Origin of the sequence: Streptomyces sp. NBC_00078 (assembly GCF_026343335.1) — a bacterium.
In the GTDB taxonomy this organism is placed as follows: Bacteria; Actinomycetota; Actinomycetes; order Streptomycetales; family Streptomycetaceae; genus Streptomyces.
In genome coordinates this window covers 8,380,555-8,405,080 of sequence record NZ_JAPELX010000001.1, presented here as the reverse complement: position 1 = coordinate 8,405,080, position 24,526 = coordinate 8,380,555, and the positions used below count along the sequence as shown (strand labels likewise).

Genomic DNA, 24,526 nt, shown 5'->3' with positions numbered 1-24,526 from the left:
CGGACTCAGTCCGCCCGCTGGGCGACCGCCTCCCGCTCCGCTGTGCGCGGGGCGGCGGTCCTGCGCTCCTGGACCTGCGCATAGGCCATCAGGCCGACGAGAACGGCCAGCAGTACGGCCGAGGAACCCGCGGTACCGAGGTCAAGGCCGCCCTTGGCGACCGGCTTGGTCAGGAAGTCACCGGCGGTGGCTCCCAGGGGACGGGTGAGGACGAACGCGATCCAGAACAGCAGCACGTTCGGCACCACCGGCACCTTCATCAGAGCCACGAGGACAGCCAGCGCGCCCGTCACGAGCAGCGCGCCGCCGGCGTAGCCGAGGCCGGAGCTGTCGGACAGGAAGTCGCCCATCGAGGTACCGAGGGTGTTGGAGACGAGGATCGCCGACCAGAACAGCGCCTCGCCCCGGAAGGTGACGATGTCACGGATGACGAACGTCATCCCGGTCGCCTTCCAGACGGCGAAGATGACCAGCAGGATCGAGATGAGGATCGCGGCGCCGGTCGGATAGCCGAGGCCGAGGCCCTGCGGGCCCCAGCCGAGCGAAGTGGCACCGCCGGAAAGGAACTTGGTGCTGGCGTCGCGGTTCATGAAGTCGGACATCGTGGTGCCGGCCATGCTGGTCGACAGGATCACGGTCCAGTAGAAGAACGGGTTGTAGTGGCTGGACCTGAGCTGCACGACCAGCGTCACCACGAAGAGCACGAACAGGGCGATCGTGGTGAGGAAGTAGCCGAGCTTCAGGGTCTGAGCGAAGAGGTCACCGGCCGTCTCGCCGAGGGTGGTCGCGGCGATCTTCATGATCCAGAACGCCGGCGTCACTTCCGGGAGTTTCTTCATGACCGACCTGGTCGTGCTCGCGACGTCGAGGTCGGTGAGCATTTCCGGTTTCTGCAAAGTGGGGGGCTCCAATCCGGCCGAACAGCAGGGCGCCCGCCCCGCAGTGGGGGACGAGCGCCCTGTGAGAAGAGACGACCGTGAGGGCGGTCACCGTAATCGACCTTGGCAGTGTCCGCCTGAACGCATCCTGAATGCCTGACGTCCCATCAGGCTGCGTGTCGGGCGGTGTGCTGAGGCTGCGCCACGTCCTTGCGGGTCACCGAGAGATACACGACCATGCCGAGGATGACCGTGAGGAACAGCGCGCTGGTGATGACGGTGCCCAGGCCCAGGCCGCCGTCTCCTGCCGGCTGCGAGAGGTAGTCGCCCATGGACGCGCCGAGCGGGCGGGTGAGGATGTAGGCGATCCAGAAGCTCCACACCGCGTCCAGACCGAGCTTGAAGTGCGCGAGCGCGATCGCGGCGATGGCCAGGCCGAACAGCACCACCGAGAGCCAGTAACCGAGGGCCATACGCTCCGAGACCAGGTCACCGGCCGCGGTGCCGAGAGCGAAGGTGAACAGCACGGCGAGCCAGTAGTAGGACTCACGGCTCGTGGTGTCGATGTGGTGGATGGACAGGGTCCGCTCACGCCGGCACCAGACCACGAAGACGATCGCGAGGATGATCGCGAAGACGGTGGTGCTGGTCTCCAGCGGTACACCCATGTTGTCGGTGAGGTTGTCGCTGACCAGCGTGCCCACGACGCTGATCAGGGCGACGGCGAGCCAGTACACACCCGCGCGGTAGGCGGTGGTGCGGAACTGCACGACCAGGACGACCGCCAGCAGGGCGCTCATCAGGACCGACACACCGGTCAGGCCGAGACCCGCCTTCTCGTTGAGCAGGTCGGCCGCCGTCTCACCGACCGTCGTGCACAGCACCTTGATGATCCAGAAGTAGACGGTGACTTCGGGCACCTTGTTCCAGCCCAGCCGCCCGCCGGAGGGCGACACCTGGGGATCGGCCGCAGAGGCCGCAGGGGTCTGTGAGGTCTCGTATGTCATGAGGCCCGACCGTGCCACCCGATACCTGAACACATCCTGACCGCCGTACCGCCCCGCGCGATCCGCCGCGGTGGGAGAAAGCCGCCGTGCCCCTCATCCGGTGCCGGGCCGGGCCAGTCCGAAGTCGTAGGCGAAGATCACTGCCTGGATGCGGTCGCGGGCGCCGATCTTGGCAAGGACCCGGCCGACGTGGGTCTTCACGGTGGACTCGGACACGACGAAGCGCGCCGCGATCTCGCCGTTGGTCCAGCCCTTGCCGATGGCGACGAGGATCTCGCGCTCGCGGTCGGTGAGGGAGTCCAGCCGCGGGTCCTCGCTCGCGTCGCTCCGGCCGGCGGGCACGTGCTCGGCGTACTCGTCCAGGATGCGGCGGGTGAGCGCCGGTGCGATGACGGCGTCGCCCACGGCGACCGCCCGGATCCCGGCGAGGAGTTCCTCGGGGCGCGCGTCCTTCAGGAGGAAGCCGCTGGCTCCGGCGCGCAGCGCGGCGTGCACGTATTCGTCGACGTCGAAGGTGGTCAGTACGAGGACACGGGAGCGGCCGCCGGCGGCGGTGATCCGGCGTGTCGCCTCGATGCCGTCCATACCCGGCATCCGTACGTCCATCAGGACGACGTCGGGGCGCAGTTCGGCGGTCTTGCGAACCGCCTCGGCGCCGTGCGCGGCCTCGCCGACCACCTCGGTCTCGGGGATGGAGTCGAGCAGCACACGGAAGCCGTAGCGCTGCAGCGGCTGGTCGTCCACGACGAGAACCGTGGTCACCGGGCACCTGCCTGGGGTGGCAGGTCGAGGGTGGCCTGTACGGTCCAGCCGCCGCCGGTCGCGGGGCCGGCGCTGATGTCGCCTCCGTAGAGCGCCGCGCGTTCTCGCATGCCCACCAGGCCGTGTCCTTCCTCGTTCCATGGTCCGGGGTGTCCGGCCCGGCCGTTGTCCTGGACCCGGATGACCAGCCGGGCGTCCTCGACGATGACCGACAGTGTCACCCGTGTTCCGGCTCCGGCGTGCTTCAGGGTGTTGGTGAGGGCTTCCTGGACGATGCGGTAGACGGTCAGCTGCATGCCCCGGTCCAGGGCGTCCACCTCACCGACGGTCCGGTAGACGACCTCCAGGCCGGCCGCGCGCACCCCGTCGCACAGCGCCCCGATGTCCGCGAGGCCGGGCTGCGGGCTGAGCTCGGGCGTCGTGGCGGGGACGTCCGACGCCTCCCGCAGCACGCCGAGCACGCGTCGCAGCTCGCCCAGGGCCGTCCGGCCGGTGTCACCGATGAGGTGCAGGGCTTCCTTGCCGCGTTCGGGAGCGGCGTCGGTGGCGTACGCGCCGGCGTCGGCGAGGGTGATGATGACGGACAGGTTGTGGCCGACGATGTCGTGCATCTCGCGGGCCACCCGGGCACGTTCGGTGGCGGCCGCGAGTCTGCTGCGCTGGTCGCGTTCCGTCTCCAGGCGCGCCGCCCGCTCCCGCAACCCGGCGAGCTGCGCCCGCCGGATGCGCACCATCAGACCCAGTGCCAGGGCCGCGATCGACGTGCTGAGCAGGAAGAACAGCGCGTCCCAGACGGACACGGCCGACGAGATGCGCAACGCGACGAGCACCATCCCCGCCGCCATCACCCCGCAGGCGTACGACAACTGCCGTGGATGCCCGTGCAGTGCCAGGCTGTACAGGGCGATGAACAGGGCGATGTCCGCACGCAGCGCGGCGCCCAGAGACCACTGCACGACGAACACGACCGCGATGGCGGTGAAGGCCGCCATGGGCCGGCGCCGCCGCCACAGCAGCGGCAGCACCAGGCCGGCCTGCACAACCAGCATGGCCGCCAGGGGCAGCCGGGTGACGGCGAGCCGGAACCGGCGTGGACCGTCGCCGTCCCCGGCACCCCCGTGCAGCAGGTCCGGCAGGCAGAACATCAGGAAGACCAGCGCCACCACCGCGGTGTCCAGCACCCAGGGGCGGGCCCGGTCCGCCTGGCGCAGCCGCTGGCCGCCCCGGGCGAGCCGGGCGACCAGCGGTCCCATGCCACTGACGTCTTCGGTGGTGGTCGTCAAGGTGGTCACCTGCCCATGGTGCAGCCAGTCAGACGTCGCTGCGCACCAGCCGGTACGCCGCGCCCGCCAGCGCGAGCACCGTCCAGCCGAGGAAGACCAGCAGCCCGGCCGTGGGCGACAGGCTGGTGGCGTCGTGGGTCAGGGCGAACATCGACTCGCCCGCGTTGCTCGGCAGATAGGGGCCGATGTCGTCCTGCCAGGAGCTGGGCAGCAGGGAGATCAGCCCCGGGATCAGCATCAGGGTGGCGACGAGCACCGAGATGCCGCCGGCCACCGAGCGCAGCAGTGCGCCGAGGGCGGTGCCGATCACGCCGACCAGGCCGAGGTAGAGTCCGGCGCCCAGCAGGCTCCGCAGAACTCCCTCGTGTGTCAGGCCCATCGCGGCGGGCGTGCCGGAGACGATGCGGCTGCCGAACGCGAAGGCGACGAACGCGCCCAGGGTGGCAGCAACGAGAGCGACCACACCGAACACGGCCGCCTTGGACCACAGCACGGGCAGCCGACGCGGTACGGCCGCGAGCGTCGAGCGGATCATGCCGGTCGAGTACTCCCCCGCCGTGACCAGCACGCCGAGCACCCCGAGGGCTAGCTGGGCGAAGTTGGTGCCGAAGAGGGACAGGCTCACGGCCGTCGAGGCGGCGAAGTGCTTGTCGATGTCGCCGGAGTCGATCCCCGACTTGTAGCGGCTCGCGGCGATCAGCCCGAAGGCGACGAGGAAGAGCAGGCCGAGACCCAGGGTGATCCACGTCGAACGCAGCGACCACAGCTTGGCCCACTCCGAGGACAGCACGCGTCGTCCTGTCACCCGGTAGGCGGGACGGGCGGGAGTTGCCGGGGGTGTCTCGACGGTCGCGGTGAGGGTGCTCATGCCGCCCTCCCCTCGGCCAGGAGAGTGTCGATGCCGGTCGTGGAGCCGTGGTACTCCACGGCGTCTCTGGTCAGGTTCATGAACGCCTCCTCCAACGACACGGTGCGCGCGGTCAGTTCGAACAGCGGGATCCCGTGCTCGGCCGCCTTCAGGCCGATCTCGCGGGCTGTGAGTCCGGATACCTGAAGCTCCTCGGAGCCGGCGCGGCCCGTGATGTCGACGCCGGGGCCCGCCAGTACGTCCCTCAGCCGGGCCGGGTCCTGCGTGGCCACCTGCACGGTGTCGCCGCCCGCCTCGCGAACGAGGTCCCGCACCGTGGTGTCGGCCAGCAGCCGCCCGCGTCCCACGACGATGAGATGGTCCGCCACCAGGGCCATCTCGCTCATCAGGTGGGACGACACGAACACGGTCCTGCCCTCGCCGGCGAGGGCCTTGAGCAGGTTGCGGATCCAGAGCACGCCCTCCGGATCGAGCCCGTTGACGGGTTCGTCCAGCATCACCGTCTGCGGATCGCCCAGCAGCGCCGCCGCGATGCCGAGCCGCTGGCCCATACCGAGAGAGAAGGCACCGGCCCGCTTCCTCGCCACGGTGTCGAGCCCGGCGAGGCCGATGACCTCGTCGACCCGGCGACGGGGAATTCCGTGCGTCAGCGCGAGCGCCTTCAGGTGGTTGTAGGCCGAGCGGCCCGGATGGACCGATTTCGCCTCCAGCAGGGCGCCGACCTCCTGGAGCGGGGCCCGGTGCCGGGCGTAGTGGCGACCGTTGACCGTCACGGAGCCGTTCGTCGGAGCGTCGAGCCCGACGATCATGCGCATGGTCGTGGACTTCCCCGCGCCGTTGGGGCCCAGGAAGCCGGTCACCGTGCCCGGCTCGACGGTGAAGTCCAGCCCGTCGACGGCCGTCTTCTCGCCGTACCTCTTGGTCAGCTGCTGTGCGTCGATCATTCGCGTTTCTTCCTGTCGGACACCGGCGCCGTCCGTGGCCCCTGACGCCTCACCGACCACGTTAGGAGGCGAAACGTCCCGATCCGGTGGTACCGCGGACTGATCCACGCAGGTCGGGTCGTACCGCGGTACTACGTGCCGTCGCTTCCCCGCGCACCGTTCAGGTTGCGTTCAGGCTCGAAGTGCCATCGTGCGGATCATGACCGCAGAGCACGTCCTCGACGACCGCCCCCTCGTCCCCGTACGCCGGCCGGCGAACAAGGTGCCGGAGGTTACCGCCTACTTCTGGATCATCAAGGTGCTGACCACGGGCATGGGCGAGACGGCGTCGGACCTTCTGGCCCGTACGCTCGGCCCGGTACCGGCGGTCGCACTCGGCGGCCTCGGTCTCGTGGTCTCCCTGGCCGTCCAGTTCTCCCTGCGCCGGTACGTCGCCTGGGCCTACTGGACCGCGGTCGTCATGGTCAGCGTGTTCGGCACCATGGCCGCCGATGTCCTGCACGTCGGCCTCGGTGTGCCCTACGGCGTGTCGGCCCCGGCCTTCCTCGTCGTACTGGCCGCGGTCTTCGTCCTCTGGTACGCGAGCGAGCGGACCCTGTCCATCCACACCGTCCGCACCCGCCGCCGCGAGGCGTTCTACTGGGCGGCCGTCCTCGCCACCTTCGCCCTCGGCACCGCCGCGGGCGACCTCACCGCCACGGTCGGCTTCGGCTACCTGGGCTCGGTCGCCCTCTTCGCCGCCGCCATCTGCGTGCCCGCCCTGGCCCACCGCTTCGGTGCTCTGAAGGCGGTGACCGCCTTCTGGACGGCGTACGTCATCACCCGCCCCCTCGGGGCCTCGCTCGCCGACTGGATGGCGCTCGGCCACACCCGCGGCGGCCTCGGCCTCGGTCTGTCGCCGGTCACCCTCGTGTGGACGGTCGCGATCATCGGGTTCGTGGGATACGTGGCCGTGTCAGATCGGCGCCAGGTCATCCACGGTGAAGGCCCGGTCGCGAAACACCGCGGCTGACCAAAGGCTGCCGTGCGCGCAGTTCGCAGCGGCCGAAGACGTAGCGGACGACGAGTCAGCCGACGACGCAGCCCCAGGTCGCCGCGGTGTCCCGGCCCCAGGCCGGGGCCTGCTGGAGGCCGAGCACGCTCAGCCCCATACCGACCGCGATCAGCGATGCGCCGGTCACGTCCTCAACGCGAGAGGTTCGTCGCGGAGGCGGTCGGTGAAGCGAGCCGGCGCGGTCGGGATCAGGGCGACGATCGCGGCGGGCACGTTGACCCGGATGACCGCTCGCCACGTCCACGCGGTCAGCCGGCCGCCCAGTAGCGGTCCTGTCGCGGTGAGGGCGCCGGCGAGCCCCGGGAACAGGGCGAGCGCGCGTCCCCTGCGCTCCACCGGGAACGCGGCCACCACCACGGCGAGCGCGGCCGGGAAGAGCGGTAAGAGCGGTTCTGTCACCGACTCTCGTAGCGCAGCGTCTGCTGGGCGTTGAGCTGTTCGACGAGGGAGAAGACGGCGACGGCCAGCTGCTTCAGGTTGGCCGTCGGTACGTTGTCCTTCATCCGGCGCAGTTCGGCGACGACCGCCTCCTGGTTGCCCCGGGGGCCGACGAGGTTCTGCTCGGCGCCGAGGGCACCGAGGGACTTGTGGACGGCTCGGGCGCCGTCCTCGTTGTCCACCATGTCCCGCTCGTCCACGGTCAGGTGGTCCCAGTTCTTGAGCAGGTCCGAACCGGACGGCAGGGCACTCAGCCAGGCGTTGCGGGTCAGTTCGATGGTGGTCCGGGTCCGGTCGCTGGCCAGCCCTCGCTCGACCTCGTTGCCGAAGACCCGCTCGTCGCCGTGGCCCGTCATCCCCGCCGCCTGCAGGACGAGAGCGACGAACGCGTCACGGTTGGCCTGGAAGTGGCCCGTCAGGTTCGGCGACAGCAGGCTGAAGGCGTGGGCGAAGTCCGTACGGGCCATCAAGGCGCCGGCGATCGACTTGGCGTTGGCACCCGGCGGCAGGTTCTGCCCCTGGATCAGGTAAGCGGCAAGATGCATGACCAGGCCCGTGAGCGCTTTGGTGTCGGACCTCGACGGCTGGAAACCGAGCCGGGGCAGCAGCGCCGTGATCGCGGCGTCGGCGCCGGCCCGGGCCACGGGGAGCTCACCGAGACCGCCGGCCGACAGGTCCGCGGACGCCTGAGCGCGGCGCCTGACCCGCCCCGCCCCCAGCACGGGCACGCGCTCCATCACACTCATCGGCTCGCGGTTGGCGAGATAGTCGATCAGTTTCGGCAGACGCTCCAGGCGCGCCCCGAGCGTCGCCTGCGGGGCGAAACTGAGGGGGTTTCCGTCCGGGTAGATCCGCAGCCGGGACTGAGGGGTCCCGCCGCCCGCGGTCACGTCCTCGGAGGGGATGTACGGGTCGCCGCGCCGGCCGTCGAGGTAGCGGGCCATGGCGGTCAGGTTGTCCATGACCGTCCCGACCTCCGCGAGCGAGGTGAGCGGGTCGGTGATCCACTCCAGGTTGGAGCCGCCGGTGGGGCTGGCGTCCGCCGTCAGGTCGAACTTGTTGCCCGCCACGACGAGCCCGTCGACCCGCCCCTTGCCGAGGTTCTCGCCCGCCAGGGGCTCCTCGGACACCTCTCCCCTGACCAGCAGAGTGGTCACCAGACCCTGGCGCTCGGACTCGGTCACGCCGAGGTCTGCGAGGCGCTGCTCACCGGCCGCGGTCAACAGGCCGTCGCTGCCGAACCACTGGGCCCGCAACGCATCAGCCTTGCCTTCGGCCGCCTGCTCCTGCTCCTGCGGCCCCAGCCGCCGGTGGTACGGAGAATAGGGGGAGAGGAAGATCTCCAGGATCCTGGCGTCGATCAGCTGCTGCCGTTTTTGGGACCGCTGTGCGCGGACGGTCTCCGAGTTGTCCTCCATCCTGCGCACGTTCCACTGCGCCTCGAACTCGAACCCGACCGCGCGCTGCACGTCGGGGGTCCCGGCCCCGCCCGTGTCCCGTGCTCCCCGGGAGAGTGAACCGGCCGGGTCCGTCCGCCCTTCGTCCCCCGTCCGGTGCGCTGATGGCGGCGGCGCCGCCATCACCCGCTTCGCGTTCGCCTCGGCCGCCCGCTCGAAGCGGTCGGTCGGGTCGCTCACCCGCAGTCCGTCGCCGTGGTCGGTGCCTGAGACGGGGCCTTGCCGCTGCTGGATGACGTGCGTCAACTCGTGGGCGAGGGTGTGCTTGTCGACACCCGTCGAACCGATGACGACGTTCTCTCCCGACGTGTACGCGCGGGCGCCCAGCTCCTGTGCCGAACGCTGGGCGACGGCGCCCGTGTGCAGACGTACGCCGGAGAAGTCCGCGCCGAGGCGGGCCTCCATCTCGGTGCGCAGCGGCGCCTCCAGCGCCCGGCCCGAGGAACGGAGCACGCTGTGCGCGGCGGCACGCTGCACGGGTTCCTCGTGGGCGTGGTCCAGGGCGGCGGCACACTGGACCGGCTCCCCGCGGGTGTGGCCGGCGTGGGTGTGATCCTCGTCGTGACCGTGCTGGTCCTTGTCTTCGCCATGCCGTTCAGCGAGCATCGCGGCCACGGCCCGGTTGCCGACGGCGCGCTGCAGTGCGACGAGGCGCTGCGGAGAGAACGTCCCCGGGATGCGCGCGGGGCCGGCGCCCACCGACGGAACCGGGCCCACACGGTCGTGGGCGGTGGGCGCGGAGTGGCGTGTCGACCGCTCCGGGTCGCTGCGGTCCCGGCCGGGCTCCTGAACGCGCATGGCATCTCCGGTCGTTCCGGTGGTTCCGACAGCCAGGTCCGCGCCCAGCATCACGCGCCTCGGGGCATCACGGAAGGTCCCTGGGGGTAACGGCCGGGCAGCCCTGCTGCCCCCGGACGGATCACGAGCCGCACCCGCCCACGCGCCTGCCGCTCAGCGCCACGTCGTCCCTGCGCATGTCGTACGACGAGGGCGTAGGGCCGGCCCGGTACAACCGCCGGCCCAGCTCCAGCCTGTCGAAGTGCGGGACGGCGAAGTCGTCCGCCGTGCCGCCGTGTCGCCGTCCGCCACAGCGGTCACAGGGCCCGGTCCGTGCGGGAAGCGGCGTCGCGTACGGGCTCCGAGGCGTGCGGCGTTGCCCGAGTCTGGCCCGATAGCGGCCGGTCCGTGACGCGCACTTGCCGATGCCTTGACGATCCGTTCCATGGGCGTTCAACCAGCCGTCCCCGCCCGCGCTGTGCGTGGTCCCTATGTTCCCTGACAGATGCAGGAGAAGGGACTATGGACAGACTCCTCGCAGTCCGGGCCCGTGGAATCGCCAAACGCTTCGGCGATGTCGTCGCACTCGACGGCATCGACCTGGATGTGGTGCAGGGTCAGATCCACGGCCTGGTCGGACCGAACGGCGCCGGCAAGACGACCTTGCTCGGCCTCCTGCTGGGCCTGGCAGTCGCCGACGGCGGCCGGCTGGAGATCCTGGGGACGCCGGTCGAGCGGGCGCTCGCCGTTCCCGACGGGGTCGCCGGTTTTGTGGACGCGCCCGGTCTCTACCCCTCGCTCACGGCCCGGCAGAACCTCGCGGCGCTGGCCGAACTCCGCGGCCACGACGCGCGGACGGCGGGGATCGACGACGTGCTCGACGAGGTCGGGCTCACCGATGTCGCCGACGACCGGACCCGCGGCTTCTCCCTCGGCATGCGTCAACGACTGGGTCTCGCGGCCGCGTTGCTCACCAAGCCCCGGCTGCTGGTGCTCGACGAACCCTCCAACGGCCTTGATCCGGCGGGCAAAAGACATGTGCACGGCGTTCTCACCCGGCTCGCCGCGGACGGAACCGGTGTCGTGCTCTCGAGCCACCGCATGGACGACCTGGAGGCACTGTGCTCCGAGGTCACCATCCTCGCCACGGGACGGGTCGTGTTCTCCGGGCCGCTGAGCAAGCTGGCCGCCGAGAACCGTGCACTCGACTACCGGCTGCGCACCTCCGACCTGGACGCCGCACGCCGGCTGGCCGCCGGCACGGCCGGCATCCGGGTCGTCGACGGCACCGGCATACGGCAGGATGCCGGGCTGCTCGTGGTGCGCGCACTGGTGCCCGCCCTCGACGAACTGATGGCCGGACTCGTGCGCTCGGGCATCGCGGTACGCGAACTCGCACCCGTGGTGTCGCCTCTGGAAGCCGCGTTCCTCGCCCTCACCGACCAGCAGGAGGCCGGCCGATGACGGCGACCATCGCCGACGACAAGGCGGCCGTCGTCCGCCGCGTCCCGGTCTCCCGCGGCTACCGCTTCGAGCTGGTGAAGCTGGTCTCGCAGTGGCGGATCCGCCTGCTGGTCCTGGCCTGCTGGATCGCACCTGCGCTGTTCGTCGCGGGAGTGAGCCGGCAGAGCACGCTCCCCTCGGACACCCTCTTCGGCCGCTGGATGCATGCCACGGGGTGGGCCGGGCCGCTGGTGATGCTCGGTTTCGCGGGCACCTGGGCGCTGCCGTTGCTGACCTCGGTGGTGGCGGGCGACGTGTTCGCCGTCGAGGACAGGCTCGGCACCTGGCGCCATCTGCTGGTGGCGGTCCGGTCGCCCCGGCGGATCTTCGTGGCGAAGGCGCTGGCCAGCCTCACTGTCGTCCTGCTGTTCGTGGCGGGGCTCGCCGCCTCCAGCACGGCGGGCGGTCTCGTGGCGGTCGGCAACCAGCCGCTGGTCGGCCTCGACGGACATCTGCTGGCGCCGGGCGACGCGGCCGTTCGGGTGCTGCTCGCCTGGGGCTGCGCCCTCGCCCCGACGCTGGCGCTCGCCGCGATCGGATTCCTCGGATCGGTCGCGCTGGGGCGGTCCCCGATGGGGCTGCTGCTGCCCCCGCTCGTCGCGCTCGCGATGTCGGTGGCCCAGATGCTGCCGCTGCCCGTCGCCGTGCGACTCGCCCTGCCCGGCTACGCCTTCATCTCCTGGAACGGTCTGTTCACCGGCCCCACGCAGCTCGCCCCGCTCCTGATCGGCGTCGTGGTCAGCCTGGTGTGGGCGGCACTCGCGACCGCGCTGGCCTGTCTGCTGTTTCTGCGACGCGACTTCACCAACCCGGCCTACGACGGTGCCGGGCGCCGGGCGCTCACCGTCGGGCTGCTGCCGCTGGTCGCGCTGACCGCCCTCACCGTCACCGTGATCGGCGTGGCCACCCCCTCCCTGGGCTCGGGGATCAGCGAGGACAAGGTCCAGCGGTCGCTCGCCACGGCATTCGCGCACCTCTACCGCCTGCAGACCCGGCAGCTGCACCGGCCCGCCGTCACCGAGGCGCAGCTGCGGGCCACTGCGGTGTGCACCAAGAGCGACGGCCTGGCCGCCCAGGAGGGCGCGGGCAACGACTGGCGTTGCGCCGTGACCTGGCATCTGCCCGGTGTCCCGGTCGCGGGGACCGCCATCTACCAGCTCGACATCACCTCGGACGGGCGGTTCGTGGCCGACGGCGACGGGCCGAAGGAAGTGAACGGCTACTTCCTGGTGCGGACGTCGGCAGGGGACGCACCGAACCCGCTCTGGCAGTTCGACGGCAGCGTCGACCTGCTTGACACCACCTCGAAGGGATAGTCCATGCAGGTCACACGGCAGCGCCGGGTTGAGCAGAAGGACCAGATCAACCTCCTCGGCAGACGCGTCGGCCGTCGCACCATGCTGGTGACGGCAGGCATCGCGGTCGCGCTCGGCGTCACGGGCACCGCGGTCGCCTCGACGTGGCAGTTCGGCACCCAGCAGGTCGCTCGGAGGACCGCCAACGGGCAGGTCATCTCCAGCGACCAGTACATCAAGCCGTACGGCAGCCGCACCGTCATCAACGACGGCAAGATCATGTCGTCGGCGGTCAGCCCGGACGGCACGCACCTCGCGGCCGCGGTCGCCGACGGTGACGCGTCGCTGGTCGTCATGGACCTCGCGACCGGCCAAGTGAAGCAGAAGGCCGGCACCAACGCGGCCGACGATCTGCGCATCAAGAACGGCTCCGTCGGCCAGGAGGGCCCGACGTACTCGCCCGACGGCACGCAGCTGTGGCTGGGCCAGACCGACGGCTACACCAAGTTCACCGTGGGCGCTGACGGCACTCTCTCCAACCCGGTGACCGTCTCGATCCCGGCCGACGGCGCCAAGCACGCGCTGGTCGGCGCGGCCGTGTTCTCGGCCGACGGCTCCACCGTGTATTCCGCGGTCAACGGCCAGAACCGGGTGGTCGCCATCGACGCGGCGACCGGAACCGTCAAGCAGAGCTGGACTGTCGGCACCGCCCCCCGCGGCATGGCCCTGGTCGGCGGCAAGCTCTACGTCAGCAACGAGGGCGGGCGCCCGGCCAAGCCCGGCGACACCACCATCAACTCCTACGGCACCGACGTGCCGGCCGACCCGGGCACCGGCGCCACCACCACCGGCACCGTCAGCGTCATCGACACGGCGGACCCGTCTGCCGCGGTCGGCAGCATCGACGTCGGCCTGCACCCGACCGCGGTGTACGCGAACAAGGGCGCGGTGTTCGTCACCAACACCGCCGACAACAGCGTCTCGGTCATCAGCACGGCCAAGGACAAGGTCGTACAGACCATCGCCACCCAGCCCTGGCCGGAGGCGAAGGTCGGCTACGAGCCGAACGCGGTGACGCTCGCCGACGACGGCCGCCTGCTGGTGACGCTCGGCCGCGCCAACGCGGTCGCCGTCTACCGGTACAAGTCCCCGCAGGAGCCCGCCCGTTACGTCGGTCTGCTCCCGACGGACTACTTCCCCTCGGGGATCGCCACCGTCGGCAAGAACGTCGTCGTCTCCAACACCCGCGGCATCGACGCCCGCCGCCCCACCGCCGCCTCCGGCCACGGCACGCACGACACGACGTCGAGCCTGACCCAGTTCACGCTGCCGGACGACAAGACCGTCAAGTCCCAGACGGCCAAGGTCTTCCGGCAGAACGGCTGGACGCCCGGCTCGGTCCTGACGTCCGGCGGCAAGACCTCCGGGAGGGCGCTGCCGGTCCCGCTGCGGCTCGGCGACGCCTCGACGATCAAGCACGTCTTCCTGCTCGTCAAGGAGAACCGGACCTACGACCAGGTCTACGGCGACCTGCCGCAGGGCGACGGGAACCCCTCGCTCACGACGTTCGGCGAGAACGTGACGCCGAACCAGCATGCGCTGGCCACGCAGTTCGGGCTCTACGACAACTTCTACGACGTCGGCACGAACTCCGCCGAGGGCCACAACTGGCTGATGCAGTCGGACAACCCGGAGTACACCGAATCGTCCGCCGGCGAGTACCAGCGCAGCTACGACACCGAGAACGACGCCCTCGGCCACCAGAAGACCGGCTTCATCTGGAGCGGCGCGCAGGCGGCCGGCAGGTCGGTCAAGGACTTCGGTGAGTTCCAGTCGCTGGAGACCAAGCCGGCCGGCGCGACCTGGCAGAACCTGTACTGCGACAGCAAGAACATGGAAGCCACCGGGGCGCGGACGCAGTACCCCATCCAGACCGGCTCGGCGATCCCCTCGCTCAACAAGGTGTCCGTGCAGGGCTTCCCGATGTTCGACCTCGATGTCCCGGACATCTACAAGGAACAGATCTGGAAGCAGGACTTCGAGAAGAACGGCCCGGCGAACCTGAACATGTTCTGGTTCTCCAACGACCACACCGGCGGCCCGGCCAACGCGGCGGCCGAGGTCGCGGACAACGACCTCGCGGTCGGCCGGACGGTCGACGAGATCTCCCACAGCAAGTACTGGAAGGACTCCGCGATCTTCGTCGTCGAGGACGACTCCCAGAACGGCCTCGACCACGTCGACGGCCACCGCGCCCCGGTCCAGATCATCAGCCCCTGGGCCAAGCACGACACCGTCGACAGCCACTACTACTCACAGATCACGATGGTCCGCACCATCGAGCAGATCCTCGGGATCCACCCGATGAACCAGCTCGACAGCGCTGCCACCCCGATGTACGGGGCGTTCACCCCGAAGGCGAACACCACACCGTTCACCGCGGTGCCCAACCGGACCTCCCTGACCCTCGGCGTGAGCCCCCAGCCCACCTGCGGCTCGGACACCCCGGCGCCGCAGGACACCAAGGCGGCGGCCGCACCGACGTCCGCGGCGGTGCCGCAGGCCCAGCAGAAGCTCGCCGTGCAGTGGAAGACCTGGGCCTCGCACCAGCGGCTGACCGGCCCGCACGCCGTGCCCGACTACGCCAACAACGAGCAGATGAACCGCTACACCTGGTACCAGACCCACAACTGGACCAAGCCGTACCCCGGTGACCGCAAGGTCTACACACCGGACGACGTGCCGGGTGCCTACCTCCCGTCGCCGGAGTCCGACGGCTGAGGCGGGTGAGCACCTGGTCCGCCGCTCCCGGCGGCAGATGAATTCGGTTGCGGCCAGGCCCGTGAGTCCGTTGGGCTTGTGGCATGGAAGGGTCCACAGAGCAGGCGCAACGGGCGGGCGCGGGAACAACCGGTGAGGTCGGGTGGCCGTCGGCTCCATGGCGGAGACCGGCGGTGCTCGGAGCGCTGATGCTGGCCGCGTTCACGTTCAACACGGCGGAGAACCTGCCGATCGGTCTGCTGGACCTCATCTCCGGGAGCCTGCGGGTGTCCCTGTCGGCGGCCGGTCTTCTGATCACCGGCTATGGCCTGACAGTGGCGGTCGCGTCCCTGCCGCTCGCCCACGTCGTACGGGCCGTGCCCCGACGTCATGTGCTCACCGGACTGCTGGCCGCGCTGGCCGTGTCCAGTCGCTGATGGGCGGTGCACTCGGGCCGGTGTTCATGACCGCCCAGAACGCGATGCTGCAGTGCGCGCCGGGACGCACGGACATCGCGCTCGCGGCGAACTCCGGTGCCTACAACGCCGGTATCGCGGCGGGCGCCGCGCTCGGTGGACTGGTCCTGCCGCTCGCCGGCGTGCGGGGCACCTTCCTCGCCGGTGGGCTGCTGACCGTCGGGGCCTGCGCGGTGCTCGTCGGCGGCCGACTGCTCGGTTGCGGAGTGGAGGCCGTGGCGTAGGGCCGCCGCCACCGGTCGGCTGAATCCACGGGCCGAGCGGCGTGTCCGGGCGGGCGGAGCCGCCCGCCCGGCACAGGGTGGTCGCTGCCGCCGTCGTAGAGGAGGAACCGTGAAGCGTCGTGTGATCGCCGTTCTGGCCGCCGCCGTCGCCGGGCTGATCCTGTTCGCGGCACCGGCCGTGGCTCAGGACGGCCGCGGCGATGTCGAGAGCAACGACTGGAACTTCCCGCTCACCAATATCGGCCTGCTGTAGCGCCGGGTCCGTCCGCGGCCCCCGAACTACCGGCGAGGCTCCCGGCGTGCGAAGAGGACCGCTCGTGGAGCTGCACCGTCCGGGTCGAGCGGCAGCTGGGCCTCGATCTCGAATCCCGCGTCACCCAGCAAGGTTGCCGGCTGGTCCGGCCGTCGGCGGTGGACATGGACCTCATCGGGTGACCGCCGTGGCCCGGTCATGACCGGGACGGTCGTTCGGCGGGCCAACTCCATCTGACGAAAAGGCAGTTGCCCCGGCTGGTTCCGATCGTGGACGATCCCGGACTGTGACAACGAACAGCAGCCAAGGACACCTCGGCCAGGAAGATCCCACTCCCGAGCCGCCCCACCCGTCGGTCCGCCCGCTCGCCCTGGTCACCGGTGTGGGTCGCACCGTCGGCATCGGCGCGGGCATCGCCCGCCGGCTGGCCGCCTCCGGCTGGGACGTCGCCTTCACTTACTGGGCCCCCTATGACGAGCGCATGACCTGGGGCCGCGAGTCCGGCGCAACCGATGCGATCGCCGACGCCCTCAAGGACAACGGTGCCGCCACCACCGCCGTCGAGGCGGACCTGGCCGACCCGGACACTCCGGCGCGCGTCTTCGACGAGGTCGAAGGCACCCTGGGCAGCGTCTCCGCCCTGGTGATGTGCCACTGTGAATCGGTCGCCTCCGGTCTGCTCGACACCACCGTCGAGAGCTTCGACCGGCACTTCACGGTCAATGCGCGCGCCACCTGGCTGCTGATCCGGGAGTACGGCCGGCGGTTCGCGGCCGCCCCGGGCAGCGGCCGGATCATCAGCCTGACCAGCGACCACACCGTGGGCAACATGCCCTACGGCGCCAGCAAGGGCGCCCTCGACCGCATCACCCTGGCCGCCGCCCACGAACTCGCCCACCTCGGCATCACCGCCAACGTGATCAACCCGGGGCCGGTGGACACCGGTTGGATGACCGACGAAGGGCGCTCACACGTGCTTCGCCAGACGCCGCTCAACCGGCTCGGCACCCCGCAGGACACCGCCCACCTCGTCGACTTCCTCTGCTCGCCGGAGGGTCAGTGGATCAACGGCCAGCTTCTGATGAGCAACGGCGGATTCGCCTGACCCCGGTCAGGCGATCGCGCGAGGCGGGCCGGCGCTGCTGCAGATTCCCGTGCCCCGGCGCCTGGTGAGCCGTCGGCACGGTTTCCGCGACCCTGGCTCGTCACCACCTGGGTACCGGGCGAGCCTGCTGACCGCACCCCCGCGACTCACGCCGCGGAGGCGGCCGTCATCCTGGACGCCTTCCTGACCTCGAGACCTACCGGCCGAGCGCGGACGCGCCGCGGCCCTGCGGCGCGCTCGCGGCTGGTCGGTGCTGCGCGCTCTCTTCTGCATCCACATCGGAGAGGCCGGCGTCCACGGCCGCCCTGGGGGCAGACCGGCCTGGGGCCCGCCCTCCCACGCCGCACTGCGACGCCTCACCGCACCGGTCCACCGGTGATGAGGCCGTGATGAGGCGGTGATGAGGCACTGAGGTGTGGGAGGCGGAGGGATGCCAACGGCGGTGGTCAGGAGCCGCCCAGGCGGCGCCGGTCCTCGTCGTCCCAGGTGCGGGTGTCGCGAGGAGTGACGTACGGCTCCTCCTCGGGTGGATGCCCGCCTGCCACGGCCCGTTGCCGCGCGGTCTCCGCGTCGAACTCCAGGCCGAGCAGCAGGGCCAGATTGCCGATCCACAGCCAGACCAGGAAGACGATGACGCCCGCCATGGTGCCGTAAGTCTTGTTGTACGAGGCGAAGTTGGCGACGTAGAACGCGAAGCCCGCGGAGGCGATCAGCCAGATCAGCAGGGCCAGGAAGCTGCCCGGGGTGATCCATTTGAAGCCGCGGACCTTGGCGTTGGGACTCGCCCAGTAAAGGATCGCGATCATCACCGTCACCAGGACGACCAGCACGGGCCACTTGGCGATCGACCAGACGGTCAGGGCCGTGTCGCCGATGCCCAGCGCCTTGCCCGCCTGGCGGGCCAGACCGCCGGTGAAGACGACGATCAGCGCGCTGGCCACGGCCAGCACCATGAGCACGACGGTGACTCCGACCCGGATGGGGAGGATCTTCCAGACCGGGCGCCCCTCGGGCATGTCGTAGACGGCGTTGGACGTGCGGATGAATGCCGCGACGTAGCCGGAGGCCGACCACACCGCCAGGACGAGGCCCACGACGGCCATGGCCGATCCGAGGCCACCGCCGCCCTGCAGCTGTTCGACCGCGCGCGTGAGGATGTCCCGGGCCGAGCCGGGAGTCAGCTGCCGGAGGTTGGTCAGAACCTTGTCGGTGGCCGATGTGCCGGACAGGCCCAGCAGGGAGACCAGGACCAGCAGGGCCGGGAACAGGGACAGGACGCCGTAGTACGTCAGGGCCGCCGCGCGGTCGGTCAGCTCGTCGTCCTTGAACTCCCGCAGGCTGCCTTTCAGTGCGGCGCTCCACGAACGGCGGGGCAGGTCGGTGAGCGTGTCCGGGGCACGCTGCTCCACCTGCGGGCCGGGGCCGAACCGCTCTTCGCGGGCATCCGCCCGCGGCTGGGCCTGCTGGTCGGCCCGGTCGCCGGCCTCCTGGTCGGCCTGCCGGTCGGCCCGGTCATCGGCCCGATCGGGTGGCGGGTCGGGGCGTGCTTTGCGATGGATGTGGCTCAATGAGTGATCTCGGGTCATACGCTCCCGGGTATCCACACGGCGGCATCCTCACGCTCCGATCGGCCGGTGCCGAAGGCTGAGCGGCTCCCCCGCAGTGCGTATGTCTGGTGCTTGCGATCACAGTGGGGGCACTCTGGAGGGAGCGGCGGAAGCGGTGGCCCCGGCCGGACACGTGGGGCCGGTACCGGGTGCAGAGGTGGTGGCGGTGGTGGGCATGGACTACGCGGCCCTGTTCGCCGCCACGCCGAGCCCGTACCTAGTACTGGGCCCGGACCTGGTCATCGTGGAGGTCAACGAGGCCTACCTGAAGGCGACCGGCCGCACCCGCGATGACCTGCTCGGACAGCACATCTTCGACGCCTTCCCGGACAACCCGGCCGATCCGGAGGCCGACGGCGTACGCAACCTCAGCGCCTCGCTGCACCGTGTCCTGGCCGCGCAGGCACCGGACACGATGGCCTTGCAGAAGTACGACATCCGCGTGAGCGGCCCGTCAGGGGCGTTCGAGGAGCGATGGTGGTCGCCGATCAACACGCCCATCCTCGGCTCGGACGGAAAGGTGCGCTGGGTCATCCACCGGGTGGAGGACGTGACCGCGTTCGTACAGACGCGCCCAGCCGGACGGCGGCCGCCGACGGAACAGCTGACCGAGCGCGAGGCGTTGGAGGCCGAACTCTATGCGCGGGCACGCGAGTTGCAGCGGCTGAACGAGGAGTTGCGGCTGGCCCATACCCGGGAGCGTGAAGTGGCCGTCGCGCTGCAGGAGGCGATGCTGCAGGCGCCGGATCTGGTCCGGCACAAGAACGTCGCGGTGCGCTACCTGCCCGCGGCCGGGTCGCTGAACGTGTGCGGCGACTGGTACGACCTCGTCGACCTGGCCGACGGCCGTTTCGCGGTGGCCGTCGGCGACGTCGTCGGACACGGGCTGGAGGCCGCCGCGGTGATGGGCATGCTGCGCAGCGCACTGAGTGCCGCCATCCGCGCGCTGGAGCGTCCCGCCCAGGCCCTGGAGGTGCTGGGACTCTACTCCCGGTCGGTGGAGGGCGCGCTGAACACCACCGTCGCCAAGGCCCTGATCGACCCCCGCAGCCACCTGATCATCTACAGCAGCGCCGGCCACCCGCCACCTGTCCTGGTGCACCCCGACGGCAGCTGTGAACTCCTCGACAAGGCCACCGACCCGCCCCTGGGCGCCCGTCCCGACCACGTCCCCCGTCCTCAGGCCGGCCAGCCGTACGTGCCCGGCGACACCCTCGTGCTCTACACCGACGGCCTGATCGAACGCCGTGACGAGGACATCGATGCGGGGCTGTCCCGACTGCTCGAGGTCCTCGGCCACTGCAGCACCCAGTCCCCGCAACGCCTAGCAGACTCCCTGCTGGCCCGCCTCGGCCTGTCCGGCGGAGCTCGCGACGACATCGCCCTGATCGTGGTCCGACTGTGACGGCGGCCGAATCGGCTGTTGATCGTGCGCCTGCCCCCGAGCTGACGACGCGCGATACGGCCTCGACCTGCACCTGTGACAGAGGAGACTGCGGACGGTTTGCCCTCCTGATCGCCGTATGCACCGAATCGTGCGGTTGACCGCGCCGACAGGGGCACTCGCTCATCGTCAGAAGCCCCGGAGCGCGGAGGAAGACGATGAATGCTCCCGTGAATGCTCCCGTACCAAATCCCGGCGAGGGTCCCGGGTGGCAGAGGACCCTCGGCGTCTACCTCAACGATCACCTGGCGGGCGCGACGGGCGGCACCGAACTGGTGCACCGCATGGTCCAGGAGCACGGTGATTCGGCTTACGGCCCGGAACTGCGGAGCCTGGCGACGGAGATCTCTCAGGACCGGCAGGCCCTGCTCAGGTTGATGGCGGACCTGAATGTCCCCACGCGGCGATACAAGGTCTACGGGGCATGGCTGGGCGAGAAGCTCGCACGGGTGAAGCCCAATGGCCGTCTGGTGCGTCGCTCCGGCCTCACGGTGCTGATCGAGCTCGAAACCATACGCACGGGCGCCGGCGGCAAGTCGATGCTCTGGCGCACTCTGCTTTCGGCTTCAGCGGAGGACCCACGCCTGGACTCCGCCCGGCTGGAGGAACTGCTGCGGCGGGCGGAGCGGCAGATCAAGGCACTGGACTCCCTGCACGCCAGGGCCGCCTCGGCGCTGTTCTCCCCCGCGGCGTCACCGCGGTCGACACCTGCGCACGTTGCCGGAGGGAAGCCATCGACCGGTCGGGGCTGAGCAGGCGGGGCACGAGAGTGGGGCGGCCGTCCGGCCGGCGGCACAAGTGCCTCGGGATCCGGCGTCTAGCTTTCCCGGTGAGGGGTATCCGGACCGTGCATCGACTTAGTCAAATGGGATCGGCAGATGAGCATCGCGTGGCTGGGCACCGAACACTGCACTTCAGCGTGGCCTTCGCCGAGGGCGCTGCGCGCGCGGTGGACGGGCGTCGTGCGTTCCAAGCTCTCGTGGACCGCGCCGCGCGCCTGGGTCGCGTACCGCTCCCCTCCTCGGCGGTCCTGGACGCACAGTTGGTGATCAGTGAGCTGCTGACGAACGCGATACTGCACGCTCCGGGCCCCTGCGGTCTGGTTCTGGAACTGTCCGACACCGATCTGTCCGTCACCGTGTGGGACACGTCCCGCGAGCAACCCGCGGCCCAGCCGCCTGATCGTCAGCGTGTCGGCGGCCACGGGCTCCACCTTGTGCGCGCCCTCAGCGACCGGTTCGTCACCGCTGCACGACCCGCGGGAAAACAGGTCACCGCATGGGTGCGACTGGTCCCCGATCAGCCGCGTCCCGGGCAGGCGGGTCCGGCGCCCGAGAGTTCGTGATGCGGTCGGGCACCGACGGGCGCGGTTCCCGTGACGTGGCCGGCAGCGGCGGTGCGCCGGACCGGATGGCCCGAGCGGGTCGACGCTCCTTGGCGGCACCTCGCCGGTACCCACTGGGCGATGCCCAGCCTGCACCCGCCCGCCACGCTCCTTCGCACCACGGGTACAGACCATCCGAGGCACCGGCTGGTGCGGATTCTCTGCGGCGACGGGGCACACGGGTAACCAGGCAGGCGAGGATGGCAGGCGACGACCGTACGAGCGGCGAGCGGGGCGGCAGCTCGATCACGCAGGAGGCGAGGACATGGCAGCAGCCGAGAGCACCGACACCGAGCAGAGGCAGCCCCCGTACCTGCCGCCTGCCGAGGTCGCCGACGCGCTGGAGGCCATCGGGGCGGGAGCCTACGTCGTGGACGAGCGGGGCCATATCGCTGCCGTCAACAGCCGCGCCGCACACCTGCTGGGCCGGCCCGCCGCGGACCTCGTCGGTCAGGACGCCCACGACCTGCTGCACCGCGGACCCCAGGGCCAGCCGCTGCCCGCGAGTCAGTGCAGCATGCGCCAGGCGTTCCACGACGGACGTCCCGCCCAGGCCGACGAGGACTACTTCGCCCACGCCGACGGCTCGCTGCTCCGCATCTCCTGGCTGATCACCTCGTACGCCTTCGAGGACCACGGCACCGGCACGCTCGTCGTCTTCCACACCCCCGGCCAGGAACACCCGACCGGTCTGCGTCCGGAGCAGGGCGCCCCGCCGCTGAGCGAACTCCAACGACTGGCTCTGCTGGCCGAGACCACCACCCAGCTGACCTCCACCCTCGACGCCGACGAGGCGCTGCGCCGACTGGTGGCTCTGGTCGTGCCGCGGCTGGCCGACTGGGTCGTCATCGATCTGATCACCGAGCGGGACGAGGTCTGGCGCGCCACCGTGGTCGAAGCCAAGGGGGACACGCTGACGTACCACGAGGACCTGCAGGGCCCCATGCCACCGGTCCCGGAGGAGTCGCCGATGCCTCTGTCCCGGGCCTTGCGCGGCATAGCCTCCACCTTGGCCGGACCCGAGACATACCAGCGAGCCCCGGATTCCGGGATCGCCGTCGAGCAGCGTCGCCTGTTCGACGCCACCGGCATCCACTCCGCGGCCATCGCCCCCATCCGCAGCAGCCGCGCGGTCCTGGGAGCCCTCACCCTGGGCCGCGCCAAGAAACCGGGGAACTTCGCCACCACCGACCTTCCCCTGATCGAGGACATCGCCCGCCGTGCCGGCCTCGCCCTGGACAACGCGCGGCTCTACGAGCGACAGCGCAAGGTCGCCGAAACCATGCAGAACCACCTGCTGCCCCAGATGCCGCGCGTGCCCGGACTGCAGATGACCGTCCGCTACCTGCCCGCCCCGGACGCCTCCCAGGTCGGCGGCGACTGGTACGACGCCTTCACTCTCTCCGACGGCTCCACCGCCCTGGCCATCGGTGACGTCGTCGGCCACGACCTGGAGGCCGCGGCCGGCATGGCCCAGGTGCGCAACATGCTCCGCGCCTACGCCTGGTCCCAGCAGGAACCCCCCAGCCAGATCGTCGAACGACTCGACGGGGCGATCATGCGCATCACCGACGTCACCATGGCGACCCTCGTCTTCGGCCGGCTGACCGACACAGGGGGCGGTCGCTGGCAGCTGACCTGGACCAACGCGGGCCACCCTCCACCCCTGCTCATCGCCCGCAACGGCCTTGCGCACTATCTCACCGACGGCCACGGTCTCCTGCTGGGCACCGGACTCACCGCACCGCGTCCCGACGCCACCATCCTCCTGCCGCCCGAGTCCACCCTGCTCCTGTACACGGACGGCCTCATCGAAGCCCCGGGCCACACCCTCGACGACGGCCTGAACCAGCTGCGGCAGCACGCAGCCGCCCTCGCCCACCGCCCCCTGGCCTCCTTCACCGACCAGCTCCTGCGCCGCGTCCAGCCACCCGGCAAGGACGATGTCGCCCTCCTCGCCCTGCGCACACCTCCGCAGAATGGCCGGCCGTAAGGCATGCACCCCGCTGCCAGGGCCCCAGGACTCGGAAGCCTCCACGTCCGGCACCTGACGAGCACGGCCCGAACCGGACCGGACCGGACCGGCGGCGGTGCAGGGCGCACCGGGCGCGCTCGGGCTGCCCGCCCGGTCCCGTGGCGTGCAGCATGTTCGAGCGTCCAGGGTTACTCGTCGATCACCGCGCCGAAGTGGGCGTTGTGGGCGTTTCCGCCGAGGGCGGCGGCGCCGTACGACCGGGAGCCTTCCGCGAGCAGCCCGTTGCCGCTCGCGGGCAGCAGCCACACCGCGCCGTCGCCGGCGTTCTCGTCGGGCGCGGCCGCCACGAGTTCGGCCCGCCCGTCGCCGTCGGTGTCCACGAGCCGCACCTGGGCGCCCCATCCGTCACCGGCCTCGGCGGTGCCGGGGACACCGGGCGTGTTCTGGTCGAAGTACTGGGCGTGGGTGCCGGTCAGGCCCGTGGTGGAACCGCGCAGCAGCCACACCGCGCCCGCACCGGCTTCGCCGTCCGCGTCCTCACCGGGTGCGCCGACGGCCACGTCCGCGTCCTCACCGGGTGCGCCGACGGCCACGTCGGCGTAGCCGTCACCGTCGACGTCCGCGACGGACAGGTCGTTGCCCCAGTCGTCGCCCTGCTCCGCCGCACCGGGTACGCCCGGGGAGTTCTGCGACCACCACTGCGGGGCGGTGCCGGGGCCCTGGGTGCCGACAGGGCCGTCCTCGCCGCCGTAGTAGACGCCGACCAGGCCGCCGGGCGCGTCCGCGTCACCGGTGGGCTCGTCCACGGCGCTGAGCTGGCCGACGACGAGGTCGTCGTAGCCGTCGCCGTTGATGTCACCGGAGGCCGTGCCCAGGCCGCCGTGCAGGTCGCGCCCGAAGCTCAGGCCACCGGTACCGCCCGTGTAGTAGGCGGACCAGCCCATGACGTAGTCGTCGTCGGGGCTGTAGCCGGAGACGACCAGGTCGGCGAAACCGTCGCGGTCGTAGTCGCCTGTGGTCAGGTAGGCCGCG

The 24,526-nt window shown here is 70.8% G+C and carries 19 protein-coding genes and 3 pseudogenes; 12 read left to right on the top strand and 10 right to left on the bottom strand.

From position 1 onward, the window contains the following. Positions 1-5: 5 nt before the first annotated feature. From OOK07_RS39050 to OOK07_RS39025, 6 genes are all read right to left on the bottom strand, one after another. Positions 6-881, bottom strand: a complete 876-nt coding sequence (locus OOK07_RS39050) for a COG4705 family protein (protein ID WP_266801347.1) — start codon at positions 879-881, stop codon at positions 6-8. A 164-nt stretch (positions 882-1,045) separates the two neighbouring features. Continuing rightward, on the bottom strand, positions 1,046-1,885 hold the full coding sequence (locus OOK07_RS39045) for a COG4705 family protein (RefSeq protein WP_266801346.1): 840 nt from the start codon (positions 1,883-1,885) through the stop codon (positions 1,046-1,048). Between the two features lie 93 nt (positions 1,886-1,978). Continuing rightward, positions 1,979-2,647: a response regulator gene (locus tag OOK07_RS39040; RefSeq protein WP_266801345.1), complete on the bottom strand. Its 669-nt coding sequence runs from the start codon at positions 2,645-2,647 to the stop codon at positions 1,979-1,981. Continuing rightward, a complete protein-coding gene (locus OOK07_RS39035) occupies positions 2,644-3,900 on the bottom strand; it encodes a sensor histidine kinase (RefSeq protein WP_266802238.1) in 1,257 nt (418 codons plus the stop codon). Before OOK07_RS39035 ends, OOK07_RS39040 begins: the two co-directional genes overlap by 4 nt. 58 nt (positions 3,901-3,958) lie before the next feature. Next, a complete protein-coding gene (locus OOK07_RS39030; RefSeq protein WP_266801344.1) occupies positions 3,959-4,798 on the bottom strand; it encodes an ABC transporter permease in 840 nt (279 codons plus the stop codon). Then, the gene (locus OOK07_RS39025) at positions 4,795-5,742 is read right to left on the bottom strand and encodes an ABC transporter ATP-binding protein (RefSeq protein WP_266801343.1); all 948 of its coding nucleotides are present in this window, start codon (positions 5,740-5,742) and stop codon (positions 4,795-4,797) included. Before OOK07_RS39025 ends, OOK07_RS39030 begins: the two co-directional genes overlap by 4 nt. 199 nt (positions 5,743-5,941) lie before the next feature. On the opposite strand from OOK07_RS39025, the gene OOK07_RS39020 reads away from it, so the two are divergent. Continuing rightward, on the top strand, positions 5,942-6,754 hold the full coding sequence (locus OOK07_RS39020) for a COG4705 family protein (protein WP_266801342.1): 813 nt from the start codon (positions 5,942-5,944) through the stop codon (positions 6,752-6,754). Between the two features lie 165 nt (positions 6,755-6,919). Here OOK07_RS39020 and OOK07_RS39015 read toward each other — a convergent pair whose 3' ends face one another. Together OOK07_RS39015 and OOK07_RS39010 are read right to left on the bottom strand one after the other, a co-directional pair. Continuing rightward, the gene (locus OOK07_RS39015; RefSeq protein WP_266801338.1) at positions 6,920-7,195 is read right to left on the bottom strand and encodes an MFS transporter; all 276 of its coding nucleotides are present in this window, start codon (positions 7,193-7,195) and stop codon (positions 6,920-6,922) included. Beyond that, on the bottom strand, positions 7,192-9,489 hold the full coding sequence (locus tag OOK07_RS39010; protein WP_266801336.1) for an eCIS core domain-containing protein: 2,298 nt from the start codon (positions 9,487-9,489) through the stop codon (positions 7,192-7,194). The genes OOK07_RS39015 and OOK07_RS39010 overlap by 4 nt, the downstream gene beginning before the upstream one ends. A 501-nt stretch (positions 9,490-9,990) precedes the next feature. On the opposite strand from OOK07_RS39010, the gene OOK07_RS39005 reads away from it, so the two are divergent. From OOK07_RS39005 to OOK07_RS38975, 7 genes and pseudogenes are all read left to right on the top strand, one after another. Continuing rightward, entirely contained in the window at positions 9,991-10,932 is a 942-nt protein-coding gene (locus OOK07_RS39005) for an ABC transporter ATP-binding protein (protein ID WP_266801333.1), read from the top strand. Continuing rightward, positions 10,929-12,287 (top strand): ABC-2 transporter permease family protein, encoded by a 1,359-nt coding sequence (locus tag OOK07_RS39000; RefSeq protein WP_266801331.1) that lies wholly within the window; start codon positions 10,929-10,931, stop codon positions 12,285-12,287. The genes OOK07_RS39005 and OOK07_RS39000 overlap by 4 nt, the downstream gene beginning before the upstream one ends. A 3-nt stretch (positions 12,288-12,290) precedes the next feature. After that, on the top strand, positions 12,291-15,047 hold the full coding sequence (locus OOK07_RS38995) for a phosphoesterase (protein WP_266801328.1): 2,757 nt from the start codon (positions 12,291-12,293) through the stop codon (positions 15,045-15,047). A gap of 188 nt (positions 15,048-15,235) precedes the next feature. Then, positions 15,236-15,726, top strand: a pseudogene (locus OOK07_RS38990) (MFS transporter). A 109-nt stretch (positions 15,727-15,835) separates the two neighbouring features. Continuing rightward, positions 15,836-15,979: a hypothetical protein gene (locus OOK07_RS38985; protein WP_266801324.1), complete on the top strand. Its 144-nt coding sequence runs from the start codon at positions 15,836-15,838 to the stop codon at positions 15,977-15,979. A 286-nt stretch (positions 15,980-16,265) separates the two neighbouring features. After that, positions 16,266-17,084: an SDR family oxidoreductase gene (locus OOK07_RS38980; RefSeq protein ID WP_406313066.1), complete on the top strand. Its 819-nt coding sequence runs from the start codon at positions 16,266-16,268 to the stop codon at positions 17,082-17,084. A gap of 37 nt (positions 17,085-17,121) precedes the next feature. Then, positions 17,122-17,463, top strand: a pseudogene (locus OOK07_RS38975) (hypothetical protein); the annotation flags it as partial. A gap of 67 nt (positions 17,464-17,530) precedes the next feature. On the opposite strand, the gene OOK07_RS38970 reads toward OOK07_RS38975, so the two are convergent. Continuing rightward, positions 17,531-18,670 (bottom strand): YihY/virulence factor BrkB family protein, encoded by a 1,140-nt coding sequence (locus tag OOK07_RS38970; RefSeq protein WP_406313064.1) that lies wholly within the window; start codon positions 18,668-18,670, stop codon positions 17,531-17,533. A gap of 196 nt (positions 18,671-18,866) precedes the next feature. Here OOK07_RS38970 and OOK07_RS38965 point away from each other — a divergent pair, with 196 nt between their 5' ends. The 4 genes from OOK07_RS38965 to OOK07_RS38950 all read left to right on the top strand — a co-directional run bounded on the left by OOK07_RS38965 (position 18,867) and on the right by OOK07_RS38950 (position 23,512). Continuing rightward, positions 18,867-20,096, top strand: a complete 1,230-nt coding sequence (locus OOK07_RS38965) for a PP2C family protein-serine/threonine phosphatase (protein WP_266802234.1) — start codon at positions 18,867-18,869, stop codon at positions 20,094-20,096. A 197-nt stretch (positions 20,097-20,293) separates the two neighbouring features. Then, entirely contained in the window at positions 20,294-20,887 is a 594-nt protein-coding gene (locus tag OOK07_RS38960; RefSeq protein ID WP_266801320.1) for a hypothetical protein, read from the top strand. 137 nt (positions 20,888-21,024) lie between these two features. Continuing rightward, a complete protein-coding gene (locus OOK07_RS38955; protein ID WP_266801318.1) occupies positions 21,025-21,480 on the top strand; it encodes an ATP-binding protein in 456 nt (151 codons plus the stop codon). A gap of 304 nt (positions 21,481-21,784) precedes the next feature. Continuing rightward, on the top strand, positions 21,785-23,512 hold the full coding sequence (locus tag OOK07_RS38950; protein WP_266801316.1) for a SpoIIE family protein phosphatase: 1,728 nt from the start codon (positions 21,785-21,787) through the stop codon (positions 23,510-23,512). Between the two features lie 170 nt (positions 23,513-23,682). Here OOK07_RS38950 and OOK07_RS38945 read toward each other — a convergent pair. Continuing rightward, a pseudogene (locus tag OOK07_RS38945) lies at positions 23,683-24,519 on the bottom strand (integrin alpha); the annotation flags it as partial. Positions 24,520-24,526 lie beyond the last annotated feature (7 nt).